Here is a 22,222-nt window from a genome sequence, read left to right as displayed (position 1 = left end):
TGCTGCACTCGCTGGACAGGGTACCGGATCAGGGCGTCGGGGCGTGAGGAGGTAATGGCCCGGCGGAGCTGGGGGTGTCTCCCCGGTCTTCGCGGGTCCACGACGCCCGGCACGACACCTCGCCGCACGGCCGGATCACCCACGTACGCCCAGTACGAGGGCGATCCGACCGCACGCCGAGGCGCCGCACCGGACGCCGCGGCCTGATCCGCGAAGACCGGGGAGACACCCCCAGGTGTCAGGTGCGGGTGACGCGGACCTTGTAGTTGCCGTCGAGGTCGGCGCTCGCCACGTGGACGGTGATGCCGTGGCGGGGGTCCTTGAAGGTCTCGCCGGGGGCGAACGGGGCGTCGGAGAGTTCCGCCTGGACGTTGGGGCTGTGGGTGCAGCCGCCGCTGTCCCGGTGGGCGTCGTACACGGTGATCGGGCCGCGCCCGGTGTCCACGGTGGAGTCGACCTTGTAGATGAGGATGCCCGGCTTGCAGACCGCGTCGTCGTTGCCGCCGTGGACGCGCAGTTCGAGCGCGTAGGCGGTGCGCGGGTCGATCGGGACGATCACCAGCTTGCCGCCGCCCTTCTCGGACAGCGGCGTCAGCGTGTACTCGGAGCTGCCCGTCGCCGACACGCAGCCGACCTGGGTCGCGTCCAGCCAGCCCAGCTTCCACTTGTGCCAGCCGAGCAGGTCGTTGTCGGCGCCCCAGTCCTCGCTCATGATGTCCCAGTGGCCGACCGTGCCCCCGCCGTCCTGGGTGTAGAGGTCGGGCAGCCCGAAGGTGTGGCCGTTCTCGTGCGGCAGGACCCGGTAGCCGGTGTGCGAGTAGGTGCCGGAGCCGTCGTCCTGGCGGGAGTACACGAAGGACGCGTTGGAGACGGGGACCCCGTCGGCGACCGGGGCCTCGCCGTTGCCGGCGAAGGTCACGGAGAGCACGGTGTCCAGGGCGGAGGGCCCGGCGTTCGGGGTGACCAGCACGTTCAGCAGGTCGTACGAGCGGAAGTCCACGTCGGGATCGGCGGTGGCCACGATGTCCTGGACCAGGTCCCGGTACCCGGGGTCGAAGGGGGCGCCGCGTTCTATGCCGTAGTCCTCGAACGACTTGGGCATCCGCAGCCAGGAGGTGATGGGCGTCTCGGGGCGGTAGTCGAGGCGGCCGTACGACGCCGTGCGGAACCAGTCCTGGGTCTGCGGGAAGAACTCGTGGAAGCGGTCCATGGCGCTGCCCTCGCCGGGCGCGTCGGAGAAGTCGACCATCAGGGTCAGGGCGCGGACGGTGCCGGTGGAGTGGGAGTAGCCGGCCGGGGTCGGAAGGCCTTCCGTCATCTGTACGTCGGCGGCACCGTGGATCAGGCAGGGCAGCAGGGCGGAGGAGCGGGCCAGGCCCACGGGCCCGGCGGTGGTGGGCGCCGCCAGATGTCCGGTCCCCGCCGAGGTGCTGACCGCGAAGGTCAGCGTGATCACCGAGGCGAGGGTGGCCACGCGGCGCGGGCGTATGCGGCGGCGGGGTGACTGAGGCTGCATGAACGAACCTCTCGCTCCACGGCAGCCGCTGGTCTCCGACTGCACCCTTGCGCTCACCCTGTGTCGCGGTGGCGGAGGGCGCGCGCTGGGAGAGACCGATCGTGCTATTTCGGTGCGAGAAGGTGTGAATCGTGTCCAGTAGGGTGAATCGCGCGGGGTGATGCGGGGTGGGGGAGCGGTGCTCTCCCGGCGCGCGGCGAGTGTGACGCAGGTCACATGAAAACGGTCCGGGGGCGGGAAATAAGTGGGGACCCTTTCCCCGTTTGGAACACTGTCCGCGCGAAACGGGGAACTTCTCCCCGGATCACGGAGGACACCAGAAGCCGACGGCCCCCAGGGGCCGTGAACGACCCTGAACGATCCACCCTCGTCCGACTTGGAGTACGCCGTGCAGACCGCAACCCCCGTTCGCAAGGCGCACCGGCCCCGTGCCGACGCGCTGCGCAATCGGGAGCGGATCGTCACCGCCGCGCGGGAGATGTTCGTCGAGTACGGCCCCGACGTGCCGCTCGACGAGATCGCCCGCCGCGCCGGTGTCGGCAACGCCACGCTGTACCGGAACTTCCCGGATCGCGACGCCCTCGTCCGCGAGGTCGTCTGTTCCGTGATGGACCGCACCTACGAGGCGGCCGAGGGGGCGCTCGCGGAGACCGGTGACGCGTTCACCGCCCTGGAGCACTTCGTGCACACCGCGGCCGACGAACGCATCAGCGCGCTGTGTCCGGTCATCTCCAGCACCTTCGACCAGCACCACCCCGACCTGGAAGCGGCGGGGCAGCGGGTCGAGCGGCTGGTCGAGGGGGTCATGGACCGCGCCAAGGCGGCCGGGCAGCTCCGTCCGGACGTCGGTGTCGGTGACCTGCTGGTCGCCGTGGCCCAGCTGAGCCGGCCCCCGGCCGGCGCGGCGTGTCCCAGCGTCGACCGGTTCGTGCACCGCCATCTGCAGCTGTTCCTGGACGGCCTGCGGGCCCCGGCCCGCAGCGTCCTGCCGGGCACCGCCGTGACCATGGAGGATCTGCGCCAGCCCTGACCGACGATCAACGCCGGAATCCCGGATCCCGGTCCTCTCCTTCAGCGATCACCCACAAACTTCCGGCCGTCGACGAGGACGGCCGGTCCTCCCCGCGCGCCCGCGCACGCCCACGTGACCCACGTGCGCGCCCGCACCGGCACGCACGTACGCGCACGTCAGCGCGCGTACGCCCCTGAACACACAGCACCACGGTGCCGCGCACCGACACAGCGCGAAGCACAAAGCGCGAAGCAAGCACGAAGCGCGAAGCGCCACGCAGCACCACGGCACCACCCAGCACCACCGGTACGCACGAGCCCGCACGCCCGCGCACGCCGTCTTCCGCCCTTTCACAACGAAGTCCCGAAGTGGGTACCCCCATGTCCGAAGCAGCAACCAAGGCTCCCGGAGCCACCGCACCGAGCGGTGGCGACGCCAACCGCTGGAAAGCGCTGATCTTCATCGCGCTCGCCCAGCTGATGGTCGTCCTCGACGCGACCATCGTGAACATCGCCCTGCCGTCCGCCCAGCGTGACCTCGGCATATCCGACGGCAACCGGCAGTGGGTCGTCACCGCCTACGCCCTCGCCTTCGGCGGTCTGCTGCTGTTCGGCGGCCGCATCGCCGACCTGTGGGGCCGCAAGCGCGCCTTCGTGACCGGCCTGATCGGCTTCGCCGCCGCCTCCGTGCTCGGTGGCGCCGCCACCTCCGGCACGATGATGTTCGGCGCGCGTGCCCTCCAGGGCGTCTTCGGCGCCCTGCTCGCCCCGGCCGCGCTCTCCCTGCTCGCCGTCATGTTCACCGACGCCAAGGAGCGCGCCAAGGCGTTCGGCATCTACGGCGCCATCGCCGGTGGCGGCAGCGCCGTCGGCCTGCTCCTCGGCGGCTTCCTGACCGAGTACCTGGACTGGCGCTGGACGTTCTTCGTGAACATCCCGTTCGCGATCATCGCCTGCGCCGGCGCCTACTTCGTCATCCGTGAGCCCGAGGGTGCCCGCAACCGCGCCCCGCTCGACATCCCCGGCGTGATCCTCTCCGCGCTCGGCCTGGTCTCCCTGGTCTACGGCTTCACCCGCGCCGAGTCCGACGGCTGGAGCGACGCGGTCACCATCTCGATGTTCGTCGCGTCCGCGGTGCTGCTGATCGCCTTCGTGCTGGTCGAGTCCAAGGTCAAGGCCCCGCTGCTGCCGCTGCGCGTGGTGACCGACCGCAACCGCGGCGGTATCTACCTCTCGCTGGGCCTCGCGATCATCGGCATGTTCGGTCTGTTCCTCTTCCTGACCTACTACCTCCAGATCGTGAAGGGCTACACCCCGGTCAAGACCGGCTTCGCGTTCCTGCCGATGGTGGCCGGCATGATCACCGGCTCCACCCAGATCGGCGCCCGTCTGATGACCCGCGTCCGCGCGCGTCTGCTCATGGGCCCGGGCTTCCTGGCCGCCGGCATCGGCATGCTGCTGCTGACCCAGCTGGAGGTCGGCTCGTCGTACGCCGCCACGCTGCTGCCCGCGATGGTGCTGCTCGGCCTCGGCATGGGTACGGCGTTCATGCCGGCCATGGCGCTCGCCACCCAGGGCGTCCAGCCCCGGGACGCCGGTGTCGCCTCCGCGATGGTCAACACCTCGCAGCAGGTGGGCGGCGCGATCGGCACCGCCCTGCTGAACACGATCGCCGCGTCCGCGACGACGTCGTACGTCAAGGACCACATCGCCACCGCGACCTCCAAGCCGCAGGCGCAGCTGGTCCAGCTGCAGGGCATGGTGCACGGCTACACCTCGGCGATCTGGTTCGCCGTGGGCATCCTGGCGCTCGCCTCGCTGATCGCCTTCACCTTCGTCAACGCCGGCCGTCCGGGTTCCACCCCGGTCGCCTCCGGCAGCGGCGACGGCGTGGAGGACGAGGTGCCGGTGCCGGTGGTCGCCCACTGACCGGCGGGTACGTGAACCGCAGGGCGTGAACTAGCGGAGCCAGGGCAGGTCCGCACCCGCTTCATCGGGCTGAAGGCCCTCGGCGACGATCTCCATGATCTCGCCGAGGGCCTTCTGCTGTTCCGGGGTCAGCCGCTCGAACAGCGCCTGCCGTACGGCGTCCACATGGCCCGGAGCGGTCTCGCGGAGCACCTCGGCGCCCGCCTCGGTGAGCACCGCGAACTGGCCGCGCTTGTCCGAGGGGCAGTCCTCCCGGCGCACCCAGCCGTTCTTCTCCAGCCGCGCGATCGCGTGCGACAGCCGGGAGCGGGTGATCTTCGCCGTCCTCGCGAGCTCGGTCATCCGCAGCCTGCGGCCCGGCGCCTCGGCGAGGGTGACGAGGAGGCCGTAGTAGATGTGCGGCATCCCCGCGTCCCGCTGGAGCTGGCGGTCGAGGTGGTCCTCCAGCAGCGTGGTGGCGTGCAGATAGGCGCGCCAGACGCGCTGTTCCCCGTCGGTGAGCCAGCGGTGCCGTGCGGCGGAGTCCGTTGCCGAGTTCATGGCTCCCACTGTACGAGCCACCTCCTTGAAACTTGAACAAGTCGGGCGTACGCTCGACAGAGAACTTGAGAGTTCAAGCATCAGGCTCCGGGGCGACGGGAACCGCCCGCATCGCCCCGGCGCCGGCCGGGAACGGACCGCCCGCGCGGGCCGGAAGCGCTCACGCGGGCCGAGACCACAGGGAGCCGCCGTCATGTCCGCCGCCACACCGCAGCCGTCCGCCGCAGGACGCGAGCGCATGCCCGCCCTCTACCTCAGCCACGGCGCCCCGCCGCTCGCCGACGACCCCGTCTGGCCGGGCCAGCTCGCCGCCTGGTCCGCCGGCCTGCCCCGGCCCAGGGCGATCCTCGTCGTCTCCGCGCACTGGGAGGAGGCCCCTCTCGCCCTCGGCGCGACCGAGACCGTCCCGCTGGTCCACGACTTCTGGGGCTTCCCCGAGCACTACTACCGGGTGCGCTACGACGCCCCCGGCGCGCCGGAGCTCGCCGAGTCCGTCCGCAAGCTGCTGCGCGCCCCCGGCACCCCCGTCCAGGACATGCCCGACCGCGGCCTCGACCACGGCGCCTACGTCCCCCTGGTCGAGATGTTCCCGGAGGCGGACATCCCCGTGCTCCAGGTCTCCCTGCCCACCCTCGACCCGGTGCGCCTGATGGAGACCGGCCGCAGGCTCGCTCCACTGCGCGACGAGGGCGTGCTGATCGTCGGCTCCGGGTTCTTCACCCACAACCTGGCCGCCCTGCGGCACGCGGGCGGCGTGCCGTCCTGGTCCGCCGAGTTCGACGACTGGGGCCGGAGCGCCCTGGAGGCCCGGGACTGGGACGCCCTGCTGGACTTCACGAACAAGGCCCCGGCCGGCCGGTACGCCCATCCGCGCACCGAGCACTTCGCCCCGCTCTTCGTCACCATGGGCGCGGCGGAGGCGGACGGGCGGGCGGACGCCCAGAAGTCGGTGATCGACGGGTTCTGGATGGGGCTGGCGAAGCGGTCGGTGCAGTTCGGCTGAGTCCGGCGCGCCGCGGGGCCGCCGGGCCGCCGGGTCACAGGGCCTTCTCGTACCAGGCCACGTCCCAGTAGCGGCCGAACTTGCGGCCCACCTCGCGGTGCGTGCCGACGTGCCGGAAGCCGAAGCGTTCGTGCAGCCGGGCGGAGGCGGCGTTCGGCTGGGCGATCCCCGCGTAGGCGCGGTGTACGTCCTCGCCCGCCAGGGCCTCGAAGAGGGCGCCGTAGAGCAGGGTGCCGATGCCGCCGCGGCCGGCCTGCGGGGCGACGTACACCGACGTCTCCACGGACGTGGTGTAGGCGGGCTTCGGGCGGTAGGGGCTGGATGTGGTGTATCCCAGGATTTCCCGGGAATCCGGGGTCGTGGCAACCATCAGGCGGTACGGGCCGTCTTCCGGGTGGGAGAGCAGCCAGGGGCGGCGCTCTTCCGGCGTGAAGGCCACCGTGTCGAACGTGATGGCCGTCTCACGTACGTAGTGGTTGTAGAGAGCCGTGAGGGCGCCGAGATCATCCTCGGTCCCCGGCCTGACCTGCACCTCTGTACGTCCGGAAGCCATCGTTCCTCCCTGCGTGGCGGAACAGGGTACTGCATGATCGGAAAAATTGAGGGGCCGGCCGGGAATTCTGTCCTGATTCCAGTCGTTGTTTCCCACAGATGCAGGGCACTCAAGGAGAGTCCGGAAGACGGTCCCGGAGTGCCGAGCGTTCGCCAGGACCACCCGCCAGCCCTCCTCCAGGCTCGCACTTCCGTTCGAGCAGGGGGGACCTCCAACGCAAGGGAGCACGCATGGCAACCCGTGCCGTCGCCCGTCGTAAGTCCGCCAGTGGCGAGACGGCCGACTCGGCAAGCAGTGTTCGCGCTCGCGCTCACGGCGGCGAGATAGCGGACCGTGATCTGGTCGGCATGTACCTCGACGAGATCGCGCGTACGCCGCTTCTCGACGCGGCCAAAGAGGTCGAGCTGTCCCAGATCATCGAGGCGGGTGTGTTCGCGCGGCAGGTCCTGGACGGGCACGAGGAGACCGGCGCCGCGGCGACCCGCAAGGAACTGGAAGCGCTGATCGACGACGCCGAGCGGGCCAAGGACGTCTTCATCCGCTCCAACCTCCGCCTGGTCGTGGCGGTCGCCCGGCGCTACCCGCGCGCCGGCCTGCCCCTCCTCGACCTGATCCAGGAGGGCAACGCCGGCCTGGTGCGCGCCGTCGAGAAGTTCGACTACCGCAAGGGCTTCAAGTTCTCGACGTACGCCACCTGGTGGATCCGTCAGGCCATCACCCGTTCCATAGCCGACCAGTCCCGCACCATCCGGCTCCCCGTCCACCTGGTGGAGGAGCTGGGCCGCATCCGCCGCGTGCAGCGCGAGTTCAACCGCGAGCACGGGCGCGAGGCGGAGCCCGCGGAGATCGCCGCCGAGCTGGGCTCGACCCCCGAGCGCGTGACCGACGTCCTCGACTGGTCCCGCGACCCGGTCTCGCTGAACATGCCGGTCGACGACGAGGGCGAGACGCAGTTCGGCGACCTGCTGGAGGACACCTCCGCGGTCTCCCCCGAGCAGTCCGTCCTCAGCCTGCTGCGCAGCGAGGAACTGGACGACCTGATCGGCCGCCTGGACGAGCGCACGGCCTCGATCATCAAGATGCGGTACGGCATCGACGACGGCCGGGAGCGCACGCTCACCGAGGTCGGCAAGGAGCACGGACTGACCCGTGAGCGGATCCGGCAGATCGAGAAGCACGCGCTGCTCGAACTGAAGAAGCTGGCGCGCGACACCGGTTTCGACGCGGCGGCGTGACGGCACGGGGCGTACGCCCGGTGGCGGAAGACGGCGCAAATGTGGCGCGGTACCGTCGCTTCAACCCGCTGGTCCGGGGGAACAACCCTTCCGGGCCCGGTAATCGAAGCCGGGATCCACGCCCCGTGACCGATGTCCGGGGGCCGCACTCCCACCCAGCGCCACTTGGACGATGCCATGAGGACGACCAGGTGCGACCTGACCTGGTCCGACCCGCCTGACCCGAGCGGTCGGGCCGCCCGACCCGATCCGGACGGGGCCGACCGGCCCGAGCGGATCCGGCCCGGGGCGACCCGGCCACGACCGGCCCCGGCCCGACCCGATCCGTCCCCACCGGACCGGAGCGGCCGGACGCACCACCCATGAGCCATGTCCCGACGCACAACCCCCCCGGCGCCGGGACCTTCCCCGCCGGGCCCCGGCGCCTACCCCCCCCAGGCGCCGGGGCCCGGTTTTTTCGTGCGAGGGGTGCGTGTCGTCGGTGCGGGCGGCCTCGAAAGGCCCCCCCCCGGCTGCCCGGAACGCCCGTGGACATGCTGAAATGGCGGCCCACCCCGTACCTGAACCACGGGGTCGGCCGCCGAATGGCAGATTCTGCCACATGGGCATAACCTGCCGACGTGAGCACCCCCCGCACCACCGGCACCACCGGCACCACCGTCCATCAGCAGCTTTTTCCGGCCGCCCCGTCGGCCTCCCTCACCGAACGCCGCAAGGCCGAGACCCGCATGGACATCGCCCGCGCCGCGGCCACGCTCTTCGTGCGCCAGGGCCTGCGGAACACCCGGGCCGAGGACATCGCCCAGGCGGCGGGCATCGCCCCGCGGACGTTCTACCGCTACTTCGCCTCCAAGGAAGAGGCGGTGGCCCCTCTCTACGCGGCGGGCGCCCGGCTCTGGATCGAGGCGGTCCGCCAGGCCCCGGCCTCCCTCACCATTCCCGAAGCCCTCCGGCACGCGGTCGACCAGACCCTCTCCCCGGGCGCCGGCGTCTCCGCCTCGTCCTGGGAATGGGCCCGCACCCTGATCCACCTCGCCGACACGAGCCCCGCGCTCCGCAAGGTGTGGGCGGAGGTGTGCCAGGCGGCGGAGGAGGAACTCGCCCCGATCCTCGCCGCGCGTCTCGCCGCCGCGGCGAACGGTACGGCGGCGGACCCGGCGTCCTCGGCGGACCCGGCGTCTCCGGCGGACCCGGCGTCTCCGGCGGTGTCCGCCGCTTCCCCGGACAACGTTGCCGTGACCGTGCCCCTCGTCATCACCCCGCACCTCCGCTTCGCCGCCGCGGTCGCCTGCGCGGCCGTACGCGTGGCGGTCGAGTCCTGGTCCACCACCGCCTCCCCGCACACCGGCCCCGGTGGCCCGGCGGGCCTCACGCTGCGCAGCCTCGCCGCGCTGGGCGACTTCGCCTGGGGCGGCTCGGCCTGAGGCGCCGACGCGAGGGGCCCGCCGGGCCACCGGCCCGGGAAACCGGCCCGGGTGCCGGGCGGCCCCTGCCCCCTGGAGCGGTCCGCGCGTAGCCCGGGCGCCGGTGCGCGCCCCGGCTACGCGGGCTGCCCGGCCCCCGCCGCTCCCGCTGCCCCGGCCACGCGGACGGCTCGACCTCGCTCCTGCCGCCCGGGCTACGCGGAGGACCCGGCCCCCGCCGCCCCCGCCGCCCCGGCCCTGCTCATCCGCGCGCCCAGGTCCCGTACGCAGGAGCTCAGTTCGTCCGGCGACAGGACGGCGAAGTCGTACCCCACCGCCGCGAGCCGTATCGCCAGCGCCTCCACCGGGCCCGTGCTCTCCCCCCGCAGGACGCATCCGCCCTCCCCGTCCCCCTCGGGTGTCCCGGCCCACCAGGGAACCCGCGAGGCGACGTCCTCCGGCGGGGCGGCGAAACGCACGGCGTACGCGTAGGCCGGCTGGCGGCCCCGGATCGAGCGCCGCAGGTACTCCGCCGCGCTCCCCTCCGGCAGTTCCCGCGGCGAGAAGCGCGCCCCGGTGGCGGACGGTTCGCTCACCCGGTCCACCCGGAACGTGCGCCAGTCCTCGCGTCCGAGGTCGTACGCCACGAGGTACCAGCGCTGTCCGGTGGACACCAGCCGGTACGGCTCGGTGAGCCGGCGCGACTCGCCGCCGTCCCTGTCCCGGTAGGCGAACCGCAGCCGTTCCCGGCCCGCGACCGTCGCGGCCATGACGGTCAGCGTCTCGGGCGCGATGCGCGCGCCGTCCCCGAACGCGAGCGGCGTCGTCGCGTTCTGGAGGGTGGAGACCCGGTGCCGCAGCCGCGCCGGAAGCACCTGCTCCAGCTTCGCCAGCGCTCGTACGGACGCCTCGTCGACGCCCGCGACCGCGTGGCCGGCGCCTGCGCGCAGGCCGACCGCGATCGCCACGGCCTCCTCGTCGTCGAGCACCAGCGGGGGCAGCGCCTTGCCCGCGACCAGCCGGTATCCGCCGTCGGAGCCCTTCGTGGCCTGCACCGGATAGCCGAGCTCGCGCAGCCGGTCGATGTCCCGCCGCACGGTGCGCCGGGACACCCCGAGCCGCTCGGCGAGCTCGCCGCCGGGCCATTCGCGCGGGGTCTGGAGGAGGGAGAGGAGCTGAAGGATGCGACCCGGGGTGTCCGTCGTCATGTCTCCGAGCATGCCGTACGACTAGGACACGATCTGTCCTAATGGGGTCCTAGCCTGCCGGCATGACATCCACGGAAGAGAACCACGGCGCCCGGCCGGAACGGGCCGGGGAGCGGGCGGCCGCGGCCGGGGCCGGGACAGCGGCGCGGATCCCGGCCCAGAGCGCGCAGGACCCTGCCCCGGCGCAGGACCCCGGACCGCAGGTGGTCCCCGCTCCGGCGGCGGAAGCGGCGGAAGCGGCGGAAGCGGCGGCTCAGGCGGAGGGCCGGGCCGGGACGCCGGGGGACCGGCGCCGCTGGTTCGCGCTCGCGATCGTGATGACCGCGGCCTTCATGGACCTCGTCGACGTGACGATCGTGAACATCGCGATCCCCTCCATCCGGCAGAACGCCGGTGCCTCCTTCAGCCAGATCCAGTGGATCACCGCGGGGTACGCCCTCGCCTTCGCCGCGGGCCTGATCACCGGCGGCAGGCTCGGTGACATCCACGGCCGCAAGCGGCTGTTCCTCCTGGGCATCGCCGGCTTCACCGCCGCCTCCGCCCTGTGCGGATTCGCCGCGAACCCCGAGATGCTGGTCGCCTCCCGGATCCTCCAGGGCGGCATGGCGGCGATGATGGTCCCGCAGGTCCTGTCGATCGTGCACGCCACCTTCCCGGCCCATGAACGCGGCAAGGTGTTCGGCCTGTTCGGCGCGATCGTCGGGCTCGGCGCGGTCTCCGGCCCGCTGCTCGGCGCGCTGCTGACGGAGTGGAACCTGTTCGGCCTGGAGTGGCGTCCGATCTTCCTGATCAACCTGCCCGTCGGCATCGTGGCCCTCCTCCTCGGCCGCCGGTACATCACCGAGTCCCGCGCCCCGAAGGCGCTCAGGCTGGACCTCGTCGGCGTCGCCCTGGTGACGCTGGGCCTGCTCATGCTGCTCTACCCGCTCACCCGTGGCCACGAGCTGGGCTGGCCGCTGTGGGGGTACCTCTCGATGGCGGGCGCGGTCGCCGTCTTCGCGGCGCTGGTGGCGTACGAGCGCCGCAAGGCCGCCCGCGACGGCTCCCCGCTGATCGAGCTGTCCCTGTTCCGGGTGAAGAGCTTCGCCGCGGGCATCGCCGTACAGACCGTGTTCGGTGTCGCGCTCGGCATCTTCTTCCTGGTGTGGACGCTCTACATGCAGATCGGCCTCGGCTGGCGTCCGCTGCGCGCCGGTCTGACCGGTGTGCCGTTCTCGCTCGCCGTGTCCACGGCCGCGGGCCTGTCCGTGCAGAAGCTGGTGCCGCGCTTCGGGCGCAAGGTGCTCCAGGCGGGCGCGCTGGTGATGGGCGCGGGCGTGCTCGTCTACATCGGGGAGGCCCACCGCTACGGCCTCGCCATCTCCTCCTGGCAGATGATGCTGCCGCTGGCCGTGATGGGCGCGGGCATGGGCCTGATCGTCGCCCCGCTGACCGACGCGGTCCTGTCCGAGGTGCCGCGCGAGCACGCCGGATCCGCGTCCGGCCTGATCAACACCGTGCAGCAGATGGGCAACGCGCTGGGCCTCGGCCTGGTGTCGGTCGTGTTCTTCGGGGTGATCGACGACCGGCTGACCCGTACGCAGGTCGGTCCGGCCTTCGCGCACGCCTTCCAGCACGCGCTGTGGTGGGTGGCGGGCATCATGGGCGTGATCTTCCTGCTGATGTTCGCGCTGCCGGCGCGCCCGGCGCAGCACATCGAGGGCGCGGCGGACGAGAGCGGCGAGGGCGGTGCGGACGGCGCGGTCGGCGGCGCGGAGGGTCCGGCCGGCGGGAAGGGGTCGACGGCCCGGGGCGCGGGCGAACTCGTCCACTGAGCCGCCGCGGGACCTCTTCGGCCCGCGGACCCGGGACCACGGAGTTCCTGAACCAAGTTCCTGAACCCCCTGAACTCCTGCGACTCCGGACGCCGTTCGCGGCGGGAAGGCCCGGCACCCACGGGTGCCGGGCCTTCGGGCTGCCCGGACATGCCCGGATGATGTCCGGACCTGTTTACTTCCCGGCTGTGCGGGCGTAGCCTCCCCGGAAACCACACGTTCGGGCATCATGCGGAGGCGAGCGGACATGTACGCACCGGAGAGACAGCAGGAGATCCTCCGGCTCGCACGGGACGCCGGACGGGTGGACGTCCTCTCGCTCGCCGAGGAGTTCCAGGTGACGGCGGAGACGATCCGCCGCGATCTCAAGGCCCTCGACCGGGCCGGCCTCGTCCGCCGCGTGCACGGCGGCGCCATCCCGGCCGGCCGCCTCGACTTCGAGCCCGACCTCGCCGAACGCGAGTCCACCGCCGCGGACGAGAAGGACCGCATCGCCAAGGCGGCCCTCGCCGAACTCCCCACCGAGGGCACGGTGATCCTCGACGCCGGTTCGACGGTGGCACGGTTCGCCGCCGCGATCCCGCTGGAGAGCGCGCTCACCGTCGTGACCCACAGCCTGCCCATCGCCGCCCGCCTCGCCGACCATCCGGGCATCCAGCTCCACCTGGTCGGCGGGCGCGTACGGCACCGGACGCGCGCCGCCGTGGACGCCTGGGCGCTGCGCGCGTACGGCGAGATCCGCGCCGACGTGCTGTTCGTCGCGGCCAACGGCTTCTCGGCCGAGCACGGTCTGACCACCCCCGACCTCGCCGAGGCCGCGGTCAAGCGCGCGGCCGTCGCCGCCGCCCGCCGCGTGGTCCTGCTCGCCGACTCCGCCAAGCACGGCCAGGAGCACTTCGCCCGCTTCGGCGGTCTCGGCGACGTGGACCTGCTGATCACCGACAGCGGACTGGGCGCCGAGGCCGCCGCCGCCATCGAACACGGCGGCACGGAGGTGGTCCGCGCGTGATCCTCACCGTCACCCCCAACCCGTCCCTGGACCGCACCTACGAGGTGCCGGCCCTGGAGCGCGGCGAGGTCGTCCGCGCCTCCGGCGAGCGGGTGGACCCCGGCGGCAAGGGCGTGAACGTCTCCCGCGCGATCGCCGCCGCCGGCCGCCGCACGGTCGCCGTACTGCCCCTGGGCGGGGCGCCGGGGGCGCTCGTCGCCGCCCTGCTCGACGCGCAGGGCATCGAGGTGGCCCCGGTCCCGGTGGCCGGAGCCACCCGCTCCAACATCGCGCTCGCGGAGGCGGACGGCGTCCTGACGAAGATCAACGCGCCCGGTCCGGAGCTGTCCCCGGCCGAACAGGAACTCCTCCTGGACACCGTCCGCGAGCAGTCGCGCGACGCCGAGTGGATCGCGGGCTGCGGCAGCCTGCCGCGCGGGCTCGCACCCTCCTGGTACGCCGACCTCGTCGCACGGGCGCACGCCGTGGGCGCCCGGATCGCGCTCGACACCTCGGGGCGCGCGCTCCTGGAGGCGCTGCGCGCCCGGCCCGACGTGGTGAAGCCGAACGCCGAGGAACTCGCGGAGGCGGTGGGGCGCCCCCTCGCGACCGTCGGCGACGCGGTGAAGGCGGCCGGGGAACTGCGCGCGAGGGGCGCGCGGGCCGTGCTCGCGAGCCTGGGCGCCGACGGCCAGCTGCTCGTGGACGGCACAGGAGTCTGGTTCGGTACCGCGCGCGTGGACACCGTCCGCAGCAACGTCGGCGCCGGCGACTCCTCCCTCGCCGGCTTCCTCGTCGCCGGCGGCAGCGGCCCCGAGGCCCTGGCCTCCGCCGTCGCCCACGGCGCCGCCGCCGTCCGGCTCCCCGGCAGCGAGATGCCGGGACCCGCCGACCTCGACCCGGCCGCGGTGACCGTCACGTCCGAGGTCCCGGCCGGCCGCGCCCTCACCGAGCCGGTGTCATGAACGGCCCGGGCCGGGACCGTACGACCCCCGCCGGCCGGCGCCCCTTCCGCGCCCCGCTCCGCGACCCGGACCGCCCCGGGAGGCGGCGCGCGGCCCTGCCGCCCGTGCCCCGCCCGGCACCCACCGCTTCCCCCCACAGCGCCACCCCCGTCCCCGTCACCGCCCACCGTGCACCCCGGGCGATACGCGTGCATTGGAGCCCGCGATGACCGACATGATCACCGCGGACCTGGTCGATCTCGACCTGTCCGCCGGCACCAAGGAAGCAGCGGCGCGCAATCTCGCCGCACGGATGGCGGCCCTGGGCCGGGTGACCGACCTGGAGGGCTTCCTCGACGACGTCGCCGCCCGCGAGGCCCAGATGCCGACCGGTCTCGACGGCGGCATCGGCATCCCGCACTGCCGCAGCGCCCATGTCACCGAGCCGACGCTCGCCTTCGGCCGCAGCGCCGCCGGCATCGACTTCGGTGCCCCGGACGGTCCGGCCGACCTGGTCTTCCTCATCGCCGCCCCGGCCGGCGCGGACGACGCCCACCTCACGATCCTCTCCGCTCTGGCCCGCCGCCTGATGGACCCCGGGTTCACGGCCGCACTGCGCGCCACGGCCGACCCGGAGGCGGCGGCGCGGCTGATCGGAGGGCAGGAGACACCTCCGGCCCCGGTGCCGGACCCGGCACCGGCAGCGGGGGCGTCATCGGCGGCGGGAGAAGCCGGAGCGGACGAGTCCGCCGGAGCCCGCCCCGAAGACACCGCCACGGCGCCGGCGGCGGCCTCCGCCGGCGCCGCGGCGGGCAGTACGGCACCCGGGAACCCCGCTGAGGCCGCGGGTCCGGCCGATGGTGCCGAGAGCGCGGAGGAGCCCGGGCGCGGGACCACCGGGGCGGTACGGCCCTTCCGGATCGTCGCCGTCACCTCCTGCCCGACCGGGATCGCGCACACCTACATGGCGGCCGAGTCCCTGGAGAACGCCGGCCGTGAGGCGGGCGTCGAGGTCGTCGTGGAGACGCAGGGCTCGGCGGGCTTCACCCGGCTCGACCCCGCGGTGATCGCGGCGGCGGACGGTGTGATCCTCGCGCACGACCTCCCCGTACGGGAGAGGGAGCGCTTCGCGGGCAAGCCGACCGTGGACGTCGGCGTGAAGGCGGGCATCAGCCGCCCGGCCGAACTGGTCGCGGAGGTCCGCCGGAAGGCGGAGTCGGACGGCACGCCCGCGGGCACGGGCGCGCCCGCCCCTGCGACCGCGTCCGCCTCCGGCGGCACCCCGGTCGAACGTGCGGGTGAGGCCGGCGAGGGATACGGCACGAAACTCCGCAAGTGGCTGATGTCGGGCGTGAGTTACATGGTGCCGTTCGTCGCGGCGGGCGGCCTGCTGATCGCCCTGGGCTTCGCGCTCGGCGGGTACGAGGTCAAGGCGGCACCCTCGGTCCTGGACCACTTCATGTGGTCGCAGCGCGCCGGCTGGGGTGCCCTGCTCTTCCAGATCGGTGGCTTCGCCTTCGGTTTCCTCGTCCCCGTGCTCGCCGGGTACATCGCCTACGGCATGGCGGACCGGCCCGGTCTGGTCCCCGGGTTCGTGGGCGGCATGATCGCCTCCGCGACCGGCGCGGGCTTCCTCGGCGGCCTGGCGGCCGGACTGATCGCCGGCGGCGTGGTGCTGACGGTCCAGCGGGTGCGGATACCCCCCGCCCTGCGCGGCATCATGCCCGTGGTGGTGATCCCGCTGATCTCCTCCGCGATCACCGGGTTCCTGATGCTCGTGGTGATCGGCAAGCCCATCGCCTCCGCACAGAAGGCCATGACCGACTGGCTGAACGGCCTCACCGGCACCAACGCCGTCCTGCTGGGCGCCCTGCTCGGCCTGATGATGTGCTTCGACCTCGGCGGCCCGGTCAACAAGGTGGCCTACACCGTCGGCACCGCCGGCATCGCGGTCGCCGACCCCAGTGACTCCGCCATGAAGATCATGGCCGCGGTGATGGCGGCCGGCATGGTCCCGCCGCTGGCGATGGCCCTGGCCACCACCGTGCGCGGCCGGCTGTTCACCCCGACCGAGCGGGAGAACGGCAAGGCCGCCTGGGTACTGGGCGCCTCCTTCATCACCGAGGGCGCCATCCCGTTCGCGGCGGCCGACCCGCTGCGGGTCATCCCCTCGTCCATGGTGGGCGGCGCCGTCACCGGGGCGCTGTCGATGTCCTTCGGCGCCACCCTGCGCGCCCCGCACGGCGGTGTCTTCGTGGTCCCGCTGATCGGCAACCCGTTCCTCTACCTGCTCGCCGTCCTGGCCGGGGTGTGCGTCACCACCGGGCTGGTGATCCTGCTCAAGGGCCTGCGCACACCGGCCCCCGGCGACAGTGGCACCTCCGGCGCGGGTCCGGCCGAGACCGCCTCCGAACAGCGGCAGCCGGTCGCCGCCTGACCCCCGCCGCGGCGGGACACCTGCGACGGCCCGGGGTGTTCCGCCGCGCCCGCGCGTCAGCCCTGCCGCGCGGCCCGCCGCTCCATGGCCTCCCGGGCCCTGCCCTCCGACGGGTACACCTCGCACATGTGGCGGCCGTCGGGCGTCGCCGTGTGCTCGACCTCCCACAGGGAGATCTCCCTGCCGTCCGGCAGCAGGAACGCGTGCTCGTACAGGGCGAAGTTCAGGCCCGCGCGGCCCGCCCTGCCGGGGCGCCCGAACGCCTGGGTGATCTGGTGCGCGGCCGCCGTCGCGAGCAGCGCCGCCGTCTCCTCGTCCGGCCGGTCCGGGTTCTCCGCACGGCGCAGCAGCCGGCGCGCGTGGTCGGCCGAGCCGTCCGGCGCGTAGACGTGCCGGGGTTCGGGGATGGCCGACAGGTGTGTCAGCACGGGAAGTTCGAAGTCGGGCGTGTCCGACGGCAGGGCCAGGCGGGCCGTGGAGGCCTGCAGCTCCTCCTCGTCGGCGTACACCTCGTGCTGGGGCTCACCGCCGGACGCGGTGTTGTGGACCAGCTCCCACAGGGTCACCGCCTCGCCGTCGGCGAGCAGCCAGGTGTGCCGGTGGGTCTCCCGGTGCAGCCCGGCGCTGTGGTGCGCGGAGTGCAGCGAACTGTCGTGCACCAGTGCGCAGTCGAGTCTGCGTATGACCTCGTCGGGCAGCTCGAAGGAGTTCAGGGCACGGCCGAGGAGCCGCTCGAGGTGCTCCTCCGGAGACTCCGGCGACCCGGCTGGTTCGTACGCTGCTGTCTCGTACGGAACGCTCAAGGCTTCTCCTGGCGTTGCTGCATGTCACCTGGTGGGTGCATACCGTAGCCCCTCGGTCGGACATCATGTCCGGGAACCGAGAAAACGTACGCCGGGAAAACGCGCGGGCCGCGCGAAAAGTTCCCGCGCGGCCCCGCGATCCGTCAGAACCTCCCGCTCAGACCGCGCTTCCGGCGGTCCAGGCGCTCCACGCCATGTTCCAGCCGTTGAGTCCGTTGTCCGGCGCCACCGTGCTGTCGGGGGAGTTCTTCACGAACACCACGTCCCCGACCAGCGAGTTGTCGAAGAACCACTTCGCCGTGGTGGCGCCCTGCGCGCCCCGCACGTCGGCGAGCCCGACGCAGCCGTGGCTGGTGCCCTCGCGGCCGAAGGGCGGGTTGCCCTTGTTGTACCAGTAGTTGCCGTGCACGAAGGTGCCCGACGACGTCAGCCGCATCGCGTGCGGCACGTCCGAGATGTCGTACTCCCCGCCGAACCCGACCGTCGAACCGTCCATCCGGGTCTGCGTGAACTTCTCGGAGATCACCATCTTCCCGTTGTACGTCGTGTGCTGCGGGCTGCCCGCGGAGATCGGCACCGTCCTGATGGTCCGGCCGTCCCGCACCACGGTCATGGTCTGCGTGCGGACGTCCACGGTGGACACCTGCGCGCGTCCGACGGTGAACGACACCGTCTTCTTCTGCACGCCGTAGACGCCGTTCGCGCCCTGGACCCCGTCGAGGTCGATGTGCATCGTGACCTTGGAGCCGGCCTTCCAGTAGTCGTCCGGCCGGAAGTCCAGGCGCCGGTCGCCGAACCAGTGCCCCACGACCTGCTGGCCGCTGCTGGAGTCGACCTTGATGTGGGACTGCACGGCCTTGCGGTCGGTGATGGACTTGTCGAAGGTGAACGACACCGGCATGCCCACGCCCACCGTGCTGCCGCCGTCCGGCGTGTAGGTGCCGATGAAGCTGTTCGAGGTGGTCACCGTGGTGAAGGCGGCGTTGGCCGCTGCCGTGCGGCCGCCGGCGTCCTTCGCGGTCGCCTCTATCGCGTACTTCGTCCCGCGCTCCAGCCGCTGGTTCGGCTTCCAGCTGCCGCCGTCCGCCGAGATGGCGCCCGGCACGCTCTCGCCGGACCCGGACACCGTCATCCTCACGTCGGTCAGCCGGCCGTTGCTGACCTTCACCCCGGTCGCGTTGATCGACGCGCCGGTCGAACCGTCCTTGGCCGAGATCGCTATCTTCGCGGTCGACGTCCGGGTGGAGTCCTTGCCGCCGCCGTTGGTGGCGTTGGCGTCGCCGCCGCACCCCGTGAGGGTGAGGGCGCCGACCATCAGGGCGGCACAGGCCCCCAGTACGCGCCGCGCTGCAATGTCCGGCGTTGTCACGGGCTGCTCCAGGTTCTTGTGATGTGCGTGGTCCGTTCCAGTGCGTGGAGAAAGAGGACCAGGGCGCCGGAAAGGTTCCCTCCGTTCTTCCCGGCGGCCGTCACGTGACAGAACCGCGACAAAACCCGTTCCACCGCGACACTCTGACGCCGCGCCGGCTCGGGACCGGAGGCCGCGTCAGAACACGTCAGCACACCTCAGGGCACCTCAGGACGTCTCGCGCCGGGGGCCGTACAGCTCCTCGTACGACGGCCACGCCCCACCGGGACCTGCCACCCCGCGCGCCGCGCGCACGGCCCGCACGATCGCACGCGTCACCAGATCCGCGCCGGCCGCGAGAACCTCGTTGAGCGCCAGCGGATCCGCCGCGTCCAGCGAGCGCGCGCCGGTGGCCAGCGCGAACACCGTGTCGCCGTCGTGCAGCAGATGCACCGGCCGGACGGCCCGCGCGATGCCGTCGTGCGCCGTGCCCGCCACCTTCTGCGCCTGTGCCTTGGAGAGGTCCGCGTCGGTCGCGACCACGGCGAGCGTGGTGTTGAGCGGCGGCGGCGCGTGCGTCGCGGCGCTCTCGGCCAGACGCCGCCGCGCGGCCTCGTGCGCCTCCCGCGCCGGGTAGGACACACGCCCCTGGAACAGCTCTCCGTACAGGACGCCCGTCTCCGGATCCAGCACCGAGCCCGCCGCGTTCACGACCACCAGCGCGGCGACCGTGATCCCGGAGCCGAGCACCGCGCTCGCCGACCCCACCCCGCCCTTGAGGAGCCCGGCCGCCGCGCCCGTGCCCGCGCCCACGCACCCCTCGGCCACCGGCGCCCCCGGGCCCGTGGCCGCGGCCGCCTCGACCGCGGCCCGGCCCAGCGCCGCGTCCGGCCGGGCGCGGAAGTCGCCGCCCCGCCCCAGGTCGAAGACGCACGCCGCGGGCACCACCGGCACCACATGTGCCGGATCCGCCCCGACCCGCACCCCGCGCCCCTGTTCCTCCAGCCAGGCCATCACGCCCGTCGCCGCGTCCAGTCCGTAGGCGCTGCCCCCGGTCAGCACGACCGCGTCGACCCCGCGCACCACGTTGCGCGGGTCCAGGGCGTCGGTCTCCTTGGTGCCCGGACCGCCTCCGCGCACGTCCACCGCGGCGACCGCGCCGCCCTCGGGGGCAAGCACCACCGTGGTCCCGGTGAGCCGGCCCGCTCCGTCGCGCGTGGCGTGCCCCACCCGGATCCCCGCGACGTCCGTCAGCGCGTCAACTGTCATGCGGGCCAGTCTGGCCCACCCCGGGGCACCCCGGGGGAGTGTCAGGCGGCCGGGGCGGCGGTGCCGTGCCGCGGGCGGCCGGACGAGCGTGCCGTCAGTGTCACCCCGGTGGCCACCGCCGCCGCGGTCACGATCCCCGTCGCGAGGACCGCCCGGTCGCCGAGGAAGGTGCACAGGAGCACCAGCAGTGCCGTGACCGGAAGCACCAGTTGCTGACCGATGCCCGCCTTGTAGTGCCGCGCGTGCAGGAGCCACACCGCCAGCAGGTACAGCGCCGTCGGCAGGGTCACGGCCGCGGCGGCGGCCGGTGCCGAGAGGTGCGCCTTGCCGACCGCCTGCTCCACCGCCACCTCCAGCCCGGCGCCGATCGCGGCGGCCGACGAGAAGATGAAGTAGTGGCCGTAGCCCCACAGGAACGGGTTGCCGCCGCCGCGCAGATGCCCGTGGATCGGCACCACGAAGTAGATCCACCACGCGGAGAAGACGATCAGCAGACCGCCCGCCGCGATGGGCAGGAGCGAGCCCAGCGCGTCGTGCTCGTCGGCCCCCGACCGCACGGCGGCCGTGGCCGCGGCGATCGTCTCGCCGAGCACGATGATGGTGAACAGGCCGTACCGCTCGGCGATGTGGTGCGGATGCCAGGAGGTCGAGTGGGCCCGCTCCGCGTACAGCGGCACGCACAGCTCCACGACCGCCATCACCAGGAACACCCACGGCCGCGCGGACTGCGGCAGCACCACCAGACCCAGCCAGCCGACCTGGCACAGCAGGATCCCGTAGGCGTAGCGCCGGTCCATGGATCTCTCGGGCCCCGTGGCCGAGCCCGCCGCCCTCAGCCACTGCGAGGCCATCGCCACCCGCATGATGGCGTAACCGAGCCAGACGAGCAGGAACTCGTGCCGGTCGAACGCGCGGGAGACACCGGCGGCCAGCACCAGGACACCGGAGATCTGGACGAGGGTCACGACCCGGTAGAGCACGTCGTCGTTGTCGTACGCCGAGGCGAACCAGGTGAAGTTCATCCACGCCCACCAGATGGCGAAGAAGACCATCGCGTAGTCGAGGACGCCCTGGCCGGGACGGCCCCCGGCCACGGAGTGCACGAGCTGGACGCCGGCCTGCGCGATGGCGACGACGAAACACAGGTCGAAGAAGAGTTCCAGCGGGGAGGAGACCCGGTGCGCCTCGTCCCGCCGGCGCGCGGTCAGCCGGCGTACGGGGTTCTGCGGGAACGGAGCGCCCGGCGAGGCGGGCGGAGGAACGGAACTCGGCGTCATGTGTCCCAGGACAGCAGATGTCCGGGCCGGAATCCTGCCGGGACGTGGGCCGTACCCTGGAGGCATGAGCACCGCCCCCGCACCCGAGCCGCGCGACCCCAAGGCCGCGCTGATCTTCGACGACCCGCTGAACCAGCAGTCCTCGGACGACACCGACCGGGGGTGGGGCGAGCGCGGCGACACCGACAGCGCCGCTGACCTCAAGCGTTTCCTCGACGAGAAGCCGCCCCACCACCTCTGAGCGGAGCCGCCCGGGCCCTTGGCGCCGGGTCCGAGCCACCCCTCGCGTGCGTGGTCGTGCCGTGCGGGGGCCTGGCCTCGGGGGAGCCGGGCCAGGCCCCGCGCTTGTGCCGCTAACGGCCCCCGTGGCTGGGGTACCGCTCGTTCGGGCCGGGGCCGCGCTGCGAGACCAGCGCGTCGCGGATCTCCTTGAGCACGTCGACCTCGGTCACCGCGGGCGCCTCGACGGCCTCGGCCGTGCCGTCCTTCGCCTTCTTGCGGGCCGCGACCCGGGCCAGGTACTTGGCCATGGGCAGGACCATCAGGAAGTAGACGACCGCCGCGGTGATCACGAACTGGAGCGTGGCACCGAGGACGGCGCCCCACATCAGCCGGATGCCGTCCTTGCCGTCGCAGTGCGCGCTCAGACACGAGCTGTAGTGGTCCAGGTTCTGGGTCCCGACGGCGCCGACCACCGGGTTGATGATCCCCTTCACCACCGCGTTGACGATGTTGGTGAAGGCGGCGCCGATGACCACCGCCACCGCAAGATCGACAACGTTGCCGCGCATCAGAAAGGCTTTGAAGCCCTCCAGGATGCCCGGATCCTTCTTCGCGCTCACCTCGGAAACTCTCCTCGTTTGCACAGGGTGTGGAACAAAGCGCTCCGCAACCTACGGCACGGTGAGGCCATTGTGTCCAATCCCGTCGCTCGATCGTGGGAC

The 22,222-nt window shown here is 72.8% G+C and carries 19 protein-coding genes; 10 read left to right on the top strand and 9 right to left on the bottom strand.

The features are described from left to right. Positions 1-238: 238 nt before the first annotated feature. Entirely contained in the window at positions 239-1,516 is a 1,278-nt protein-coding gene (locus tag ACIPRD_RS22675; protein ID WP_401565445.1) for a M6 family metalloprotease domain-containing protein, read from the bottom strand. A gap of 388 nt (positions 1,517-1,904) precedes the next feature. On the opposite strand from ACIPRD_RS22675, the gene ACIPRD_RS22670 reads away from it, so the two are divergent. Together ACIPRD_RS22670 and ACIPRD_RS22665 are read left to right on the top strand one after the other, a co-directional pair. After that, positions 1,905-2,546, top strand: coding sequence for a TetR/AcrR family transcriptional regulator (locus ACIPRD_RS22670; RefSeq protein WP_401565442.1), 642 nt, complete (start codon positions 1,905-1,907; stop codon positions 2,544-2,546). A gap of 362 nt (positions 2,547-2,908) precedes the next feature. Then, complete coding sequence (locus ACIPRD_RS22665) at positions 2,909-4,456, top strand: MFS transporter (RefSeq protein WP_356406435.1); 1,548 nt, start codon at positions 2,909-2,911, stop codon at positions 4,454-4,456. Positions 4,457-4,486: 30 nt separating this feature from the next. Here ACIPRD_RS22665 and ACIPRD_RS22660 read toward each other — a convergent pair whose 3' ends face one another. Continuing rightward, positions 4,487-4,996 (bottom strand): MarR family transcriptional regulator, encoded by a 510-nt coding sequence (locus ACIPRD_RS22660; protein WP_356406432.1) that lies wholly within the window; start codon positions 4,994-4,996, stop codon positions 4,487-4,489. A 193-nt stretch (positions 4,997-5,189) separates the two neighbouring features. Here ACIPRD_RS22660 and ACIPRD_RS22655 point away from each other — a divergent pair, with 193 nt between their 5' ends. After that, the gene (locus ACIPRD_RS22655) at positions 5,190-5,999 is read left to right on the top strand and encodes a class III extradiol ring-cleavage dioxygenase (RefSeq protein ID WP_356406429.1); all 810 of its coding nucleotides are present in this window, start codon (positions 5,190-5,192) and stop codon (positions 5,997-5,999) included. 34 nt (positions 6,000-6,033) lie between these two features. Here the strand turns inward: ACIPRD_RS22655 and ACIPRD_RS22650 are convergent, their stop codons facing one another. Continuing rightward, positions 6,034-6,552: a GNAT family N-acetyltransferase gene (locus ACIPRD_RS22650; RefSeq protein ID WP_401565438.1), complete on the bottom strand. Its 519-nt coding sequence runs from the start codon at positions 6,550-6,552 to the stop codon at positions 6,034-6,036. Between the two features lie 230 nt (positions 6,553-6,782). Here ACIPRD_RS22650 and ACIPRD_RS22645 point away from each other — a divergent pair, with 230 nt between their 5' ends. After that, on the top strand, positions 6,783-7,787 hold the full coding sequence (locus tag ACIPRD_RS22645; protein WP_401565436.1) for an RNA polymerase sigma factor RpoD/SigA: 1,005 nt from the start codon (positions 6,783-6,785) through the stop codon (positions 7,785-7,787). Positions 7,788-8,515: 728 nt separating this feature from the next. After that, positions 8,516-9,211, top strand: coding sequence for a TetR/AcrR family transcriptional regulator (locus ACIPRD_RS22640; RefSeq protein ID WP_401565792.1), 696 nt, complete (start codon positions 8,516-8,518; stop codon positions 9,209-9,211). Between the two features lie 194 nt (positions 9,212-9,405). Here ACIPRD_RS22640 and ACIPRD_RS22635 read toward each other — a convergent pair whose 3' ends face one another. Continuing rightward, on the bottom strand, positions 9,406-10,398 hold the full coding sequence (locus ACIPRD_RS22635; protein WP_401565434.1) for a helix-turn-helix transcriptional regulator: 993 nt from the start codon (positions 10,396-10,398) through the stop codon (positions 9,406-9,408). Between the two features lie 317 nt (positions 10,399-10,715). Here ACIPRD_RS22635 and ACIPRD_RS22630 point away from each other — a divergent pair, with 317 nt between their 5' ends. The 4 genes from ACIPRD_RS22630 to ACIPRD_RS22615 all read left to right on the top strand — a co-directional run bounded on the left by ACIPRD_RS22630 (position 10,716) and on the right by ACIPRD_RS22615 (position 16,581). Then, the gene (locus tag ACIPRD_RS22630) at positions 10,716-12,212 is read left to right on the top strand and encodes an MFS transporter (RefSeq protein WP_401565790.1); all 1,497 of its coding nucleotides are present in this window, start codon (positions 10,716-10,718) and stop codon (positions 12,210-12,212) included. Between the two features lie 247 nt (positions 12,213-12,459). After that, a complete protein-coding gene (locus tag ACIPRD_RS22625; protein WP_401565431.1) occupies positions 12,460-13,221 on the top strand; it encodes a DeoR/GlpR family DNA-binding transcription regulator in 762 nt (253 codons plus the stop codon). Further along, positions 13,218-14,165: a 1-phosphofructokinase gene (gene pfkB / locus ACIPRD_RS22620; protein ID WP_356406414.1), complete on the top strand. Its 948-nt coding sequence runs from the start codon at positions 13,218-13,220 to the stop codon at positions 14,163-14,165. Before ACIPRD_RS22625 ends, pfkB begins: the two co-directional genes overlap by 4 nt. A gap of 205 nt (positions 14,166-14,370) precedes the next feature. Then, a complete protein-coding gene (locus ACIPRD_RS22615) occupies positions 14,371-16,581 on the top strand; it encodes a fructose-specific PTS transporter subunit EIIC (protein WP_401565429.1) in 2,211 nt (736 codons plus the stop codon). Between the two features lie 56 nt (positions 16,582-16,637). Here ACIPRD_RS22615 and ACIPRD_RS22610 read toward each other — a convergent pair whose 3' ends face one another. The 4 genes from ACIPRD_RS22610 to ACIPRD_RS22595 all read right to left on the bottom strand — a co-directional run bounded on the left by ACIPRD_RS22610 (position 16,638) and on the right by ACIPRD_RS22595 (position 21,278). Next, positions 16,638-17,384, bottom strand: a complete 747-nt coding sequence (locus ACIPRD_RS22610) for a DUF6227 family protein (protein ID WP_356406409.1) — start codon at positions 17,382-17,384, stop codon at positions 16,638-16,640. Between the two features lie 157 nt (positions 17,385-17,541). After that, positions 17,542-18,753 (bottom strand): Ig-like domain-containing protein, encoded by a 1,212-nt coding sequence (locus ACIPRD_RS22605; RefSeq protein WP_356406406.1) that lies wholly within the window; start codon positions 18,751-18,753, stop codon positions 17,542-17,544. A gap of 207 nt (positions 18,754-18,960) precedes the next feature. Continuing rightward, the gene (locus ACIPRD_RS22600; RefSeq protein WP_401565425.1) at positions 18,961-20,001 is read right to left on the bottom strand and encodes a P1 family peptidase; all 1,041 of its coding nucleotides are present in this window, start codon (positions 19,999-20,001) and stop codon (positions 18,961-18,963) included. Positions 20,002-20,042: 41 nt separating this feature from the next. After that, on the bottom strand, positions 20,043-21,278 hold the full coding sequence (locus tag ACIPRD_RS22595) for a low temperature requirement protein A (protein ID WP_401565422.1): 1,236 nt from the start codon (positions 21,276-21,278) through the stop codon (positions 20,043-20,045). Positions 21,279-21,342: 64 nt separating this feature from the next. On the opposite strand from ACIPRD_RS22595, the gene ACIPRD_RS22590 reads away from it, so the two are divergent. Then, positions 21,343-21,519, top strand: coding sequence for a hypothetical protein (locus ACIPRD_RS22590; RefSeq protein ID WP_356406397.1), 177 nt, complete (start codon positions 21,343-21,345; stop codon positions 21,517-21,519). Between the two features lie 112 nt (positions 21,520-21,631). Here ACIPRD_RS22590 and mscL read toward each other — a convergent pair whose 3' ends face one another. Further along, positions 21,632-22,120, bottom strand: coding sequence for a large conductance mechanosensitive channel protein MscL (gene mscL, locus ACIPRD_RS22585; RefSeq protein ID WP_356406394.1), 489 nt, complete (start codon positions 22,118-22,120; stop codon positions 21,632-21,634). Positions 22,121-22,222 lie beyond the last annotated feature (102 nt).

Origin of the sequence: Streptomyces sp. NPDC090108 (assembly GCF_044747185.1) — a bacterium.
Lineage (GTDB): Bacteria > Actinomycetota > Actinomycetes > Streptomycetales > Streptomycetaceae > Streptomyces.
Note: the sequence above shows the minus strand (reverse complement) of the source record. Positions and strands in the feature narration are given on the sequence as shown.

Excerpts from the sequence above, each read along its gene's own strand:
- ACIPRD_RS22675 (WP_401565445.1), bottom strand. The coding sequence starts at position 1,516 with ATGCAGCCTCAGTCACCCCGCCGCCGCATACGCCCGCGCCGCGTGGCC.
- ACIPRD_RS22665 (WP_356406435.1), top strand. The coding sequence starts at position 2,909 with ATGTCCGAAGCAGCAACCAAGGCTCCCGGAGCCACCGCACCGAGCGGT.
- ACIPRD_RS22660 (WP_356406432.1), bottom strand. The coding sequence starts at position 4,996 with ATGAACTCGGCAACGGACTCCGCCGCACGGCACCGCTGGCTCACCGAC.
- ACIPRD_RS22655 (WP_356406429.1), top strand. The coding sequence starts at position 5,190 with ATGTCCGCCGCCACACCGCAGCCGTCCGCCGCAGGACGCGAGCGCATG.
- ACIPRD_RS22650 (WP_401565438.1), bottom strand. The coding sequence starts at position 6,552 with ATGGCTTCCGGACGTACAGAGGTGCAGGTCAGGCCGGGGACCGAGGAT.
- ACIPRD_RS22645 (WP_401565436.1), top strand. The coding sequence starts at position 6,783 with ATGGCAACCCGTGCCGTCGCCCGTCGTAAGTCCGCCAGTGGCGAGACG.
- ACIPRD_RS22640 (WP_401565792.1), top strand. The coding sequence starts at position 8,516 with ATGGACATCGCCCGCGCCGCGGCCACGCTCTTCGTGCGCCAGGGCCTG.
- ACIPRD_RS22635 (WP_401565434.1), bottom strand. The coding sequence starts at position 10,398 with ATGACGACGGACACCCCGGGTCGCATCCTTCAGCTCCTCTCCCTCCTC.
- ACIPRD_RS22630 (WP_401565790.1), top strand. The coding sequence starts at position 10,716 with ATGACCGCGGCCTTCATGGACCTCGTCGACGTGACGATCGTGAACATC.
- ACIPRD_RS22625 (WP_401565431.1), top strand. The coding sequence starts at position 12,460 with ATGTACGCACCGGAGAGACAGCAGGAGATCCTCCGGCTCGCACGGGAC.
- ACIPRD_RS22615 (WP_401565429.1), top strand. The coding sequence starts at position 14,371 with ATGACCGACATGATCACCGCGGACCTGGTCGATCTCGACCTGTCCGCC.
- ACIPRD_RS22600 (WP_401565425.1), bottom strand. The coding sequence starts at position 20,001 with ATGACAGTTGACGCGCTGACGGACGTCGCGGGGATCCGGGTGGGGCAC.
- ACIPRD_RS22595 (WP_401565422.1), bottom strand. The coding sequence starts at position 21,278 with ATGACGCCGAGTTCCGTTCCTCCGCCCGCCTCGCCGGGCGCTCCGTTC.
- ACIPRD_RS22590 (WP_356406397.1), top strand. The coding sequence starts at position 21,343 with ATGAGCACCGCCCCCGCACCCGAGCCGCGCGACCCCAAGGCCGCGCTG.